Genomic DNA, 12039 nt, shown 5'->3' with positions numbered 1-12039 from the left:
AGGTCAGGGGCACTGCAGATGAACCTCCGGGGTTGACAGGGTGATGTTTTCGTGCATCCGGACGCCGGCGCGGACCCTGCCCGCCGGCCCATAAACAGCCCTCACAAGCGGTAATCCAGGTCACATCGGCTCCCTGACGGCTGACTGGAACACCGGATCTTGACCCTCTTCGCTTAAGCGGCTCATCCACAAGCCCCACTGTTTTCGTCCACACGAGGCACCTACTACTGTCTATAGGACATATCGGCCGCTGGTGGATTTCGGACAATCCGGAGCCGCTTTCGAATCAGGGAGATGCCTGTGTTTCGCACTCGGTCCACCGTTCGCGTTGTCACCCTTGTCGGCGCCGCGGTTCTCGCCACTGCCCTCACCGGCTGCGGTGCCGGACAGATCTCGCAGACCGCGAACCAGTCGTCGGCAATCAACGGCGGCAGCGCCAACCTCGGCAAGCTGGCCCTGCGCAATATCCACCTCGTTGGTAGCCCGGACCCGGTGAAGCAGCGTGCCGGACAGAAGGCCGATCTGGTTCTGGTCATCACGAATGAATCCGCGGACGTCAACGACAAGCTCACCTCCGTCAGCTCCCCGGACGATCTCGGCAAGGTGACACTCAGCGGGGACAACGACATCCCGGCCACCGGCCGCCTGTTCGTCGGGGCCGCCGAGGGCCAGGCGCCCGCCTCCGAGGCCAAGGGACAGGAAGCCGCCAGCCCAGAAGGAAGCAACGGGGAGCCCGGGGCCACCACGGAGGTCAAGGCGCCAGAACCCAAGCCACAAGCCTCATCTGATCCATTGGTCAAGCACGGCAAGGCCCAGCTGCAGCTGACGAAGGATCTGGCCGACGGCCTGACCTACCGGTTCACTTTCACCTTCGAGAAGGCCGGAGAGGTCACCGTCGTGGTGCCCATCGATGCCGGTCCGAGCGCGCCCCGCCAGCACACCGGCAACAGTGGCGGCCATGAGGGCGGCGAACACTAACACAGTCGTGTAGCGAGGGCCCGGGACGGCGATCAGCCGACCCGGGCCCTCGCTTTTTTCGTGCTAGCTTGCGCCCATGAGACGGCTCTTCACCTGCGCCGCGGCGGTGGTCATGATGAGTGCGGTGTTGACCGCACCAGCCGCGCACGCGGCGCCCCGCACGGTCACCTACCGGGTCTGGGCAGAGAACGGGCCCCTCATCGTCGCGACCATCGGCTACAACGAAGCCAACGGTGCCCGCCAGGGGGCGATGAATCCGCAGCTGCCCTGGGGAAAGGACATCACGTGGACCGATGACACCAAACACCCCGTCATCAACGTCACCGGATATAACAACGGTGACGGCGCACGCATCTACTGCCAGATCCTCGTCGACGGGCAAGTGGTCGACGAAGACGACCGGGTGGAGCTAGCCACCTGCAGCTACGCCACCGACGGCCTACCCCGCGAGCACTGCATGCGCGGCAATTCCGGTTCCATTGTCGGCATCTTCACCAAGGTGGATGGCGACCCCTGCAGTAGCCCCCGTTGACACCTCCGGTGTGACGATTCGGCCCATTTGCCTGTCGCCTTCGTGATAACTTCCGGCCCAAAGCCTGAACCGGGAGGACACCGTGAAGCGAGCGTTGGCGGCGGTAACCGCAGCAACGGCAGTCGTTGGTCTGATCGTGCCCGGCACCGCACAGGCCGCGCCCTCGAAGGTGACATACCTGGTGTGGGCGGCCGGTAACACGCCTGAGGCCGGCACCATCAGCTACAGCGACCACTCCGGAATGCCGCAGGCCGTGAACGCCGTCAAGTTGCCGTGGTCGACGACGGTGGCCTGGCCGTACAAGGACACCGTCAAACAGGTGACGGCCATCTGGGGTTCGGGTCACATCTACTGCAGGATTTTGGTGGATGGGCAGACGATCCTGTCCAACGATGGCGAGAAGACCGTGAACTGTCAGGACCGGATCGTTCCGCTGCCCCCTGATTAGGTTCAGATAAAGCTCAGACAGCGGCCTGGAACCGGCGCCTCACCATCCGCACTGGAAACGTGATGATGTCTGCAACCGTTGCAATCGGCGACTTCTTGAAGAAGTCGTCCGGGAACGAAAGCTTGAACACCTTTTTGTAGACGCTTCCCAGCTGCTTCGCCATCGAAGCCTCGTGGTAGGCAATGCCGTATTTTTCGCATATCGCGCGGACCTCGACTGCAATCTCCGCGTAGCGGTACGCGGGGAGGTCGGGGAACAGATGATGCTCGATCTGATAGCTCAGGTTTCCCGACAGAATGTCGATGCCCTTCCAACCGGTGAAGTTGGCCGAACCGAGGATCTGGCGGTAGTACCAGCCGCCGTGGCTCTCGTCCTCGGTCTCTTCGATCGAGAAGGTCTGGACCTCTTCAGGGAAGTGACCGCACCAGATCACCGACGATGCCCACAAGTTGCGAGCCAGGTTGGCGACGACGTTTCCGGCGAACGTGAAGGGTGCACCGGGTCCGGAAAGCAACGGGAAGATGACGTAGTCCTTGAGCGCCTGCTTGCCGGCCTTCGCGCGGAACCGGGCAAGACCCGACCGCATCTCGGACCACGACTTCTGGCCGCGGAAGAACTTCTCGGTCTCGAGCTCCTGCAGGGCGGTCCCCCACTGGAAGAAGATCTGCAGGGTGGCACAGAAAACGGGGTTGAGCAGCCAAATCGGGTGCCACGGCTGCTCTTCGGTCATGCGCATGACGCCGTAACCCTCGGCGTCGTGATCCTTGCCGACGATGTTGGTGAAGGTGTGGTGCATGTAGTTGTGCGTGTATAGCCAGCTGTCGGCGTGAATCGTGCTGTCCCAGTCGAAGTTCTTCGACGTGTAGGCCGGGTCCTGCATCCAGTCGTACTGACCGTGCATGACGTTGTGCCCGATCTCCATGTTGTCGATGATCTTGGAGAGAGAAAGCGCAACGACTCCTCCCAGCCAGGCCGGCGGGAACCAACCAGCCCACAGCAGCGCGCGGCCGGTGAGCTCGAGCTTCTTCTGCTTGTTCACGATGCCGCGGATGTACTCGGCATCCTTCTCACCGAGGTCGGCGACAATGCGTGCACGCAGGGCGTCCATTTCCTTGCCGAACTCTTCGATCTGCTCGGAGGTCAGCTTCTTAAGGTCGTTCGGCCTGGCCGCAGGTGCGTAAATAGTCGGCTTCTTCTGGTTCTTCTGCTTGATAGCGGGTGCGAAAGTAGTCATTTTCGTGTCTCCTTCAGGGCTGTGGTGGAGGCTGGCTCGGCGTTGATCAGAGGGCGATGACGACGTCGCCGACGGGCTTGTTGATACAAAGCTTGACGTTGGTGTCACCGTCGCTGCAGAGGTCGCCGTTGAGAACGTTCTGGGTCGTTCCGCTGTCCTTCTTGCGAACACACGTGAAGCAGATGCCGATCCGGCAGCCGTACTCCGGGGTCAGGCCCGCGGCCTCAGCCTGCTCGAGGATCGTCTGCCCGTTGTTGGCGACGGCCGTGTTCGACTCGGAGAAGGTGAGGTCACCTTCGGCATCGTCGTTGCTGACGGTGCGAATCGGAGCGGCGAACTGCTCGATGTGAAGCTTGTCCGAGAGACCCTCGGCATCGAAGATCTCACGGACCGCGGTCATGAGCGGCATCGGACCGCACAGATATGTCTCGGCCTCTGCGTAGTGGCGGTCAGCGGCGAGCAAGTGCTCCTTGCTGAAGTAGCCCTCAAGGTCACCGTCGGCCGCTTCGGTATATGCACGGACGATCTTGACGCCTTCGTACTTGGCCTTGATCTCATCGATTTCAGCCTGGTAGATCACATCGTCCTTGGTGAACGCGTAGTGCAGGAAGGTGATCTTTCCGATATACGCCTTGTCGGTCAGTGTGCGCAGCATCGACATCACCGGCGTGATTCCAGAACCACCGCTGATGAGCAGGATGCTTCGCGGATGCGGCAGCGGCAGGTAGAACTCGCCTTGCGCGGCCGAGATCTGTACGACCAAGCCGGGCTTGGCGTTGGCCAGCAGCCAGGGCGAAACAAGTCCATTCGGGTCCACTTTGATGGTGAGCTCGATGCGGCCGTCACGGCGGAACTGCGAGTTCGCCGGCGAGTAACAACGGGTGCGGCGGATGCCGTCGATCTCAACCGAGAGCTTGACGAACTGTCCGGCCCGGAAGCCCTTCCAGTTGGTATTGGGGCGCAAAGTCAGAGTGACGCTGTCCTTGGTCTTCCGGACGACTTCGGTCACCTCGGCGCGGGTCTCAGTCGTGGACCACAGCGGGTCGATCATTTCGAAGTAGCGGTCAACACCGTGAGGAGTCGTGGCCGCCTTGACGAATGAAGAGGTCAGCACGCGACGCGCAAGCCGAGAAGAGCTCAATGTCTGAATATTAAGAGACATGCTTGACTCCATTTCGGTTAACAGTTGTACACCGATAACAGTACGACAGGACGCACTCGACGACAAGTTATTCCGACGTGACGCACACAACATCGAGATTTAACGGCAGTTCAAGGCATATATTTAGAATGTTCTTCACTGCGCTTTCCAGGCGATGCGTCTCGGTGACCAATTCGCTCAGAGTTCTCATAAAAAGTGCACAGTTGCATACCAATCGCGGCGACAGCAGGAACATAACCAGCACGAATACACAACAAGCCACGAAGCCCGGGGCGTGAGCGAGACGGGACTGCACAGACATCTACCGAGCCCGATTCCGACGGATACAACCGTTAGCCACACCTGGGCCGTGTTGGCCCGGTCTTGTCAGACCCGGCGGCTAACGTCGCGGTGTGGCCAAACCCCGCGCGCAGTACCGCTGTTCGGAATGCCAACACACCACCGCCAAGTGGGTGGGTCGGTGCCCCGATTGCGGTACCTGGGGCAGCGTCAATGAAACCGCGGTGCTGTCCTCGATCGGCGGGCTTGGCGCCGTACGCGCGGTGGCCCCGGCCACAGCGGCAGTACCGATCACCAGCATTGCGACCGACGCCACCCGACACCTTCCCACCGGTGTCTCCGAACTCGACAGGGTGCTCGGCGGCGGTGTCATACCCGGCTCGGTGAACCTGCTGGCCGGCGAGCCCGGAGTCGGGAAATCGACGCTACTACTGAAGGTCGTCCATCAATGGGCGGCCTCGGGCGGGCGAGCCCTGTACATCAGTGGTGAGGAGTCCGCGGCCCAGGTTCGGCTGCGGGCCGAGCGCACCGGCTGTGTTCACGACGAGGTGTACTTGGCAGCCGAATCCGATCTACACAGCGTGCTCGGACACATCGAGGCCGTCAAACCCACACTGGCGGTTATTGATTCGGTGCAAACCATGTCCACGACCGACGCGGACGGGGTGACCGGTGGCGTCACACAGGTGCGTGCGGTCACGACGGCGCTGACCATGGCGGCCAAGTCGTCGGGAGTGGCGATGGTGCTGGTCGGTCATGTCACCAAAGACGGCGCGATCGCGGGACCGCGGTCTCTCGAGCACCTCGTCGACGTGGTGATGCATTTCGAAGGCGATAAGCACTCGGCGTTGCGCATGGTGCGCGGGATCAAGAACCGATTCGGCGCCGCAGACGAGGTCGGATGTTTCGAATTGCGAGAGAAGGGAATCGAGTGCGTTTCGGACCCGTCCGGGCTGTTCCTCGAGCATCGCGAGAACGCCGCGGCGGGGACTGCCGTGACTGTCACCCTCGATGGCAAGCGCCCACTGCTCGGTGAGGTGCAGTCCCTCGTGACAACCTCGACCAACCCGTCACCGCGACGCGCGGTCAGCGGGCTCGATCATGCACGCTCGGCGATGGTCACCGCGGTGCTCGAGCGGCACGGACGAATTCCATTGGGCAACAACGATATATACATGGCCACGGTGGGCGGCATGCGAATGACCGACCCAGCCGCAGATCTGGCCGTCCTGATGGCGGTGGCCTCGGCATACACCGATATCGCCCTACCGGCCAACATGGTGTTCATCGGCGAGGTGGGGCTGGCGGGCGATATTCGGCGCACCGCAGCGGTGGGCAGGCGCATCGCCGAGGCCGCGCGCCTCGGATACACGCATGCGGTGATTCCGCCCGAGGGCGACGACCTGCACCCGGCCGGGATGCATCTGCTGCGCTGCCCGACGGTGGGCAGGGCCCTCGAAGTGTTGTCGGAGGCCCGCAAGATCGAACCGGAGAAGCGCCCGAGCCTGCGCCTGGCGCAACGATTTACGGACTGACTACCGCCAGGGGACGCTAGCGTCCTCACCGCTCCAGCGCGCCGGGGGGATCATCGGTTCACCGGAAATCCCAGACGTCCCCACATGCCCCTGCGCCGCATCCAGGTGCTGACTCATTCTACGTTCAGCCAGCTTCCGGTCGCCGGCGACGATCGCCTTGGCGATCTCGCGGTGCGACCGAGCGGCTTCGTCACGATCGAACTGACTGATGCGCTGCTCCGCCGCGGCCCAGCGCACAGCCTGCTCGATCGCAGCGAGAACCGTTGTCAGAATGGCGTTTCCACTCGCCCGTACGACCAGCTCATGGAACTCGTGATATCCGGTCCCGTCCGGTGCGATACCGCGCTGCGCCGCGGCGAGGATCTCGGCGCGCTCTTCGTCTGACGCAAATTCGGCCACATGCCCAGTCGCAGGGGGTTCGAGCATCTTCCGGAACGCCAGCAGGTCGCCCCACGTGGCTCCGGTGAGCGTGAGCAACTGGACCAGGGAACGCGCAACCTGCTCGGGCTCCGGGTGGCAGATGCGAACCCCGGTACGCCCCTGCCTCGTCTCGGTCAGCCCCTCGGCCTCCAGTAGTCGCAGTGCCACTCGGGCCGTCTCACGGCTCACTCCGAGCTGGCTGACCAGCTCAGCCTCGGGTGGTAACGAATCTCCGGGCATCAGGTCGCCGCTGAGAATCCGGCGCCGCAACATTCCGGCGATCACGTCGGGCGCCTTCGCCGACATCGGCCTGGTCACGGGGCATAGCCTAACTCCTCGCCACTTAGTATACTAAGTAGCCATGGTGAATATTCCCCCGTCTTCGGTCCTTACCGGAGCGTTCCGCCCCATGCGCTTCGAAGCCACTGTCGAAGATTGCGTGACCACGTACGGCGAGATACCCAAGGACCTGTCGGGTGGCTTCTACCGCGTCGGCCCAACCTTCAAACGGCCCGGAAGAAGCAGCATCACCGGACTTCTGGCCATGGACGGCATGGTGCAAGGGCTAGTGCTCGACAACGGGCGCGCCGACTTCCGAAACCGGTGGGTCCGAACGCCCAAATATCTCTTCGAGGAGAAACATCAGCGGGGGATGTTCCAATGGGCCGACGGTGAATGGAGCGATTGGCGCAATATTGGATACGGGCCCGTGGTTCGCGACGCGGTCACCCGCGGAATCCCGCAGGGCACCAACAACATCAACTGCTTCCCATTCGGGGAAGAAATCCTGGCCTCCGGCGAGCAGGGCAGCCCACCGGTGGCCCTGGATCCGATCACCCTGGAAACCCGCGGAGTCGTTCCCTGGTCGCCGCAGCTGGCCCGCGGCATCTTCGATCAAGCCGGGTTCGGCGATGCGGCATTCACCGCGCACCCGAAATGGGACCAGGCCACCGGCACCCTGTACGGATGGTCCTATTCCAATCGCCCGCCCTACGCGACGGTGCACGTCGTTCTACCCGACCACACGGTGATATCCCGCGAATTACATGACGCCCCATATAGTTCCGAAGTTCACGACATGTGGCTGACGCCGGACTGGATCGTTCTGCCGTTCCAGGGCTTCACTTTCGACCCGGACAGGGTAAGCAAGGGACTATCCGTGCAATCCTGGGATCCAGGACTGCCAACAATGCTGGCACTCATTCCTCGCAACGACATCCAGCACGGCGAAATACGCTGGATAACTGCGGAAATCGAATCTCAATACGTCATGCACACCCTGGCCGCCAACGTCAGCGGCAACACCATCACGCTGGATGCGCCCATCTTCGAACGCCCGCCGTTCCCCCTCGATATCGACGGCTTCAAGGGCGACGACGTCTCGTTGTTTTTCAACTTGGCTCGAAGCACGATGGGCCGGTGGACCGTTGACTTGCAATCCAGTGCGGTGACTTCCGAAATCCTCGATGATCGTCCGTGCGAGCTTCCCAAGGTGGATGAACGGTTCTACGGCCGAGGCCATCAATGGGGGTATCTCATCGGCGGAGACGCCAGAGGTAACGGCATGCGAATGCACAGCCTGATCGTCCGGGATATCGGAAGCGGTGCCGAACAGGAGTACCGACTACGGCACGAACGCCCGGCACTCGTCATGGAACCGACATTTGTCCCCCGCACTCCGGACGCCCCAGAAGGCGACGGATACCTCATGGTGCCGGTATCCAGATGGACCGAAAATCTTGGTGAATACGTCATTTTCGACACCCACGACATCACCGTCGGCCCCGTCTGCCGAATCGAGATTCCGTTCCTGCTCGGATTCACTCCGCACGGCCACTGGAAGGACTTCCGATGACCACCACATTCAGCATCTCCGAAGAAACCGCACTCCGCGAGTCCGTCCATGGAATCGTCTCGCAGTTCGGGAACGCGTACTTCACCCGCTGCAGTGAAACACTGCAACCTCCGACAGAGCTCTGGAACGCCCTAGCCGAGGCCGGGTTCACCAATGTGAACCTTCCTGAAGAGTACGGCGGCGGCGGTATGGGCCTCAGCGCACTCAACATCGTTGCCGAGGAGTGCGCCGCGGCCGGCTGCCCACAGATCATGTTGATGATCTCGCCGGGGATCGTCGGCAGCATGCTTTCCCGCCACGCCACGCACGAACAGAAGCGGCGCTGGCTCGTCCCGATGGCCGAGGGTGCAGCCAAGTTTGCCTTCGCGATCACCGAACCCGATGCCGGCTCCAACACTCATAACGTGGCCACAACCGCACGGCGCGAGGGGGATAAGTACTACATCAGCGGGCAGAAGACCTTCATCACCGCCGTCGACCAAGCCGATGCGATATTGGTCGTCGCCCGTACTGGCACCGACCCGAACGGACGGGGTCGGCTGTCGACATTCGTCGTGGACCGAGAGTCGCCCGGCATCTCGATGACCCGCATTCCGATGACCTTCGAAATCACCGACAAATCGTTCACGGTGTTCTTCGACAATGTGGAGGTCACGCCGGATCGGCTCATCGGGACTGAGGGCGGCGGACTCGCGGTGGCCTGGGACGGGATCAATCCCGAACGGGTGATCATCGCCGCCATCTGCAATGGCGTCGCCCGCTATGCCATGGACAAGGCCGTCGCCTACGCCCGCCAGCGGCAGGTATGGAATGTCCCGATCGGCGCACATCAGGGCATCGCCCATCCGTTGGCGGAAGCGAAGATCGCGCTGGAATCCGCGCGACTGATGGCCCGCGAGGCGGCCGCACTCTATGACGACGGATCAGATGCAGCGGAGGCAAGCACGATGGCGAAATTCCTGGCCGCCGAGGCGGGAATCCGGTGCACTGATCAGGCCATCGAGGTGCACGGTGGCAGCGGGTTCACCCGCGAGGTGGCGTTGGCGAACATGTACGAATTCGTGAGGTTGTTCAAGACGGTGCCCATTACCCGCGAACTGATCCTCAACTACGTCGCACAACACAGTCTCGGGTTACCGCGATCGTACTGACAGAAAGGCGCACAGCGCTTTACGGGCTGATGCCGAGCCGGCGCGATGCGCCGTCACCATAATGTCGATCTGGGTCGATGATCACGAAAATGCCCTGTGAGCTGGCCACCACATTGCCGTCGATCCACGCGCCGGCGCTGGTGTAGAGCTTGCGCCCGGCCCTGCCATGCACCGTGCTGTCGAGATTCACGGTCGCCCCCAACGGAATCGGCTTACGGTAATCGACCTCCAAATGTGCTGTCACCGCTACTAATTGGGTGATCATTCCCGAAAAGCCTTGCAATTCATCGAAAATCGCCGCCATTACGCCGCCGTGGATAACCCCTGGTCCACCTTCAAGAGCGGGACTCACGACGAATCGGCCCGTCACACCAACCCCATCACCGGCGTAGAACCGGACTCCCCAGAGGTCCTCGTCCGCATGCGGTGAGGCGAACCGGCGCGGCCAACCCGCGATGAGCTCGGTGCCCGGAGCCGGGGCTTCCGGGCCACGGCCAACCGACTCCAGCCCCTCGGGCAACGTCCACGTCGACATGACCACGTAATCTAACTGCGGCGAACCGAGCCTGAGAGGGAGGGTGCGTGATGGACAATGCGGAAGCCAACGCAAGAATGCGAGAGACCCTGGCGCGGTTGGCGCCGGGCACACCCCTGCGCGACGGCCTGGAACGTATTCTTCGCGGTCGTACCGGGGCGCTGATCGTCCTCGGCTACGACGACAAGGTCGAGACCATCTGTGACGGCGGCTTCTCCCTCGACGTCGCATTCGCTCCCACCCGACTCCGCGAGCTTTCGAAGATGGACGGCGCCGTGGTGCTGTCCACGGATGGATCGCGGATCGTCCGGGCCAATGTCCAACTGGTCCCCGACCCGTCCATTCCGACCGACGAATCCGGCACCCGGCACCGTTCCGCGGAGCGCACTGCCATTCAGACGGACTACCCCGTTGTGTCGGTGAGCCATTCGATGAACATCGTGAGTGTTTACACGGCCGGTATCCGGCACGTGGTCATGGATTCGTCGACCGTGATGTCCCGTGTCAACCAGGCGGTATCCACGCTGGAGCGCTACACGACGCGACTGGACGAGGTGACCTCGGCGCTTTCCACCGCCGAGATCGAGGACTTCGTGACCCTGCGCGACGTCATGACGGTGGCGCAGCGGTTGGAGCTGGTGCGCCGGATCAGCCAGGACATCGAACTCGATGTCATCGAGCTCGGCACCGATGGACGGCAGCTCAAACTGCAGATCGGCGAGCTCGTCGGCGATAACGACACCGAACGCGAGCTGCTGGTCCGGGACTATCACGCCAACCCGGAGCCACCGACACAGGAACAGATCGCCTCGACACTCGAGGATTTGGACGCGCTCTCGGACACCGACCTGCTAGACCTGACCGTGCTGTCACGGACGTTCGGATACCCGTCCACCGTTGAAGCCCAAGACACCGCAATGAGCTCCCGCGGCTACCGGGTCATGACACACATCCCCCGGCTGCAGTTCGCGCATATCGACAGGCTGGTCCGGGCCTTCGGATCGCTGCAGGGGCTCCTGGCAGCCAGCGCGACGGATCTGCAGTCGGTGGAAGGCATCGGCGCCATGTGGGCCCGGCACATCCGCGAGGGACTGTCTCGGCTGGCCGAATCGACCCTTACCGAACAGACCGGCTAGGCCGGTGGTGCAGGCGCCGGTGCATCGGCAGGCTTCTCGCCGATGATGAATGGCACTGGTGCGCTGCGCAGATCACCGAGCTGCACCACGAGCGAATAGGTTCCAGGACCAATCGCCGGCCGCGGCAGCGGGCAGTTCGGGGCGGAACCCATTCCGGTCCACGTGACCTCGGTGGTCACCTGCTCACCCGGGTTGAAGTTCTTGTTGGAGGACTCCTGCGACGGAGCGCAGTCCAAGTTGGCCCAGATCCGCTTGTTATCGACGCTGAACACCGAAGCGGCCAGCACAGCGGCACCCACATCGCGCTTGCATTGCACCAAGCCGATATTGGTGACGACCATCGTGAACTTGGGCTGCTCACCGGCCAAATAGCTGGGCTTGTCGGTGGAAGCCTTCACCGCGAGGGTCGCGTCGGGGCAGTCGTCACCGGGATTCAACGCCACCGGCGGCACCAACTCGGGCTTGGCGATGGGCGGTCCGTCATGGGCCGGCGCATCGGCGGGCTTATCGGTCGGCTTCTTGATCTCGTTGGGCGGCAAGATGACCGGCTTACCGGCGGGGGCCGCCGCTTCGGCGGGCCTATCGGCGGCCGTCGTATCGGCTCCAGCACTACCACTGACCAGCGCAAAGATCACCGCCGCGACGATGGCGACCACGACCACCCCCACGCCGATGGCGAGGGCGCGGCGCCGCCAATAGATCTCTGAAGGCAGCGGGCCTTGCGGGTGCATTTCAATCACGATTCAACGGTAAGCGCAGGTCACCACGGGATGG

Annotated in this window: 12 protein-coding genes; 7 read left to right on the top strand and 5 right to left on the bottom strand. The window is 62.7% G+C overall.

Features of this window, described 5'->3' with window-relative positions; translation table 11 throughout:
* Positions 1–300: 300 nt before the first annotated feature.
* The 3 genes from AB0H22_RS14360 to AB0H22_RS14350 all read left to right on the top strand — a co-directional run bounded on the left by AB0H22_RS14360 (position 301) and on the right by AB0H22_RS14350 (position 1958).
* Positions 301–978 (top strand): hypothetical protein, encoded by a 678-nt coding sequence (locus tag AB0H22_RS14360; protein WP_358147005.1) that lies wholly within the window; start codon positions 301–303, stop codon positions 976–978.
* A 76-nt stretch (positions 979–1054) separates the two neighbouring features.
* A complete protein-coding gene (locus AB0H22_RS14355) occupies positions 1055–1510 on the top strand; it encodes an MmpS family transport accessory protein (RefSeq protein WP_180750781.1) in 456 nt (151 codons plus the stop codon).
* A gap of 82 nt (positions 1511–1592) precedes the next feature.
* On the top strand, positions 1593–1958 hold the full coding sequence (locus tag AB0H22_RS14350) for an MmpS family transport accessory protein (RefSeq protein WP_358147004.1): 366 nt from the start codon (positions 1593–1595) through the stop codon (positions 1956–1958).
* A 13-nt stretch (positions 1959–1971) separates the two neighbouring features.
* On the opposite strand, the gene AB0H22_RS14345 is transcribed toward AB0H22_RS14350, so the two are convergent.
* Both AB0H22_RS14345 and AB0H22_RS14340 read right to left on the bottom strand, forming a co-directional pair.
* On the bottom strand, positions 1972–3066 hold the full coding sequence (locus tag AB0H22_RS14345; protein WP_255485991.1) for an acyl-CoA desaturase: 1095 nt from the start codon (positions 3064–3066) through the stop codon (positions 1972–1974).
* A gap of 172 nt (positions 3067–3238) precedes the next feature.
* Positions 3239–4354 (bottom strand): ferredoxin reductase, encoded by a 1116-nt coding sequence (locus AB0H22_RS14340; protein WP_180750778.1) that lies wholly within the window; start codon positions 4352–4354, stop codon positions 3239–3241.
* Between the two features lie 392 nt (positions 4355–4746).
* Here AB0H22_RS14340 and radA point away from each other — a divergent pair, with 392 nt between their 5' ends.
* Positions 4747–6168 (top strand): DNA repair protein RadA, encoded by a 1422-nt coding sequence (radA, locus tag AB0H22_RS14335; RefSeq protein WP_180750777.1) that lies wholly within the window; start codon positions 4747–4749, stop codon positions 6166–6168.
* On the opposite strand, the gene AB0H22_RS14330 is transcribed toward radA, so the two are convergent.
* The gene (locus tag AB0H22_RS14330) at positions 6169–6906 is read right to left on the bottom strand and encodes a GntR family transcriptional regulator (RefSeq protein WP_358147003.1); all 738 of its coding nucleotides are present in this window, start codon (positions 6904–6906) and stop codon (positions 6169–6171) included.
* Between the two features lie 43 nt (positions 6907–6949).
* Here AB0H22_RS14330 and AB0H22_RS14325 point away from each other — a divergent pair, with 43 nt between their 5' ends.
* Together AB0H22_RS14325 and AB0H22_RS14320 are read left to right on the top strand one after the other, a co-directional pair.
* Entirely contained in the window at positions 6950–8443 is a 1494-nt protein-coding gene (locus AB0H22_RS14325; RefSeq protein ID WP_358147002.1) for a carotenoid oxygenase family protein, read from the top strand.
* Positions 8440–9594, top strand: a complete 1155-nt coding sequence (locus AB0H22_RS14320; RefSeq protein ID WP_358147001.1) for an acyl-CoA dehydrogenase family protein — start codon at positions 8440–8442, stop codon at positions 9592–9594. The genes AB0H22_RS14325 and AB0H22_RS14320 overlap by 4 nt, the downstream gene beginning before the upstream one ends.
* A gap of 19 nt (positions 9595–9613) precedes the next feature.
* On the opposite strand, the gene AB0H22_RS14315 is transcribed toward AB0H22_RS14320, so the two are convergent.
* Positions 9614–10129 (bottom strand): PaaI family thioesterase, encoded by a 516-nt coding sequence (locus AB0H22_RS14315; protein ID WP_358147000.1) that lies wholly within the window; start codon positions 10127–10129, stop codon positions 9614–9616.
* A gap of 50 nt (positions 10130–10179) precedes the next feature.
* On the opposite strand from AB0H22_RS14315, the gene disA reads away from it, so the two are divergent.
* The gene (gene disA, locus AB0H22_RS14310; RefSeq protein WP_255485990.1) at positions 10180–11265 is read left to right on the top strand and encodes a DNA integrity scanning diadenylate cyclase DisA; all 1086 of its coding nucleotides are present in this window, start codon (positions 10180–10182) and stop codon (positions 11263–11265) included.
* Here the strand turns inward: disA and AB0H22_RS14305 are convergent.
* A complete protein-coding gene (locus tag AB0H22_RS14305) occupies positions 11262–12002 on the bottom strand; it encodes a hypothetical protein (RefSeq protein ID WP_180750870.1) in 741 nt (246 codons plus the stop codon). The two genes, disA and AB0H22_RS14305, sit on opposite strands and share 4 nt — an antisense overlap.
* Between the last annotated feature and the right edge of the window lie 37 nt (positions 12003–12039).

The sequence above is a fragment of the Mycobacterium sp. NPDC050853 genome (assembly GCF_040653875.1).
Lineage (GTDB): Bacteria > Actinomycetota > Actinomycetes > Mycobacteriales > Mycobacteriaceae > Mycobacterium.
The sequence above is the reverse complement of the archived record's forward strand: the minus strand, read 5'-3'. Positions and strand labels throughout refer to the sequence as shown.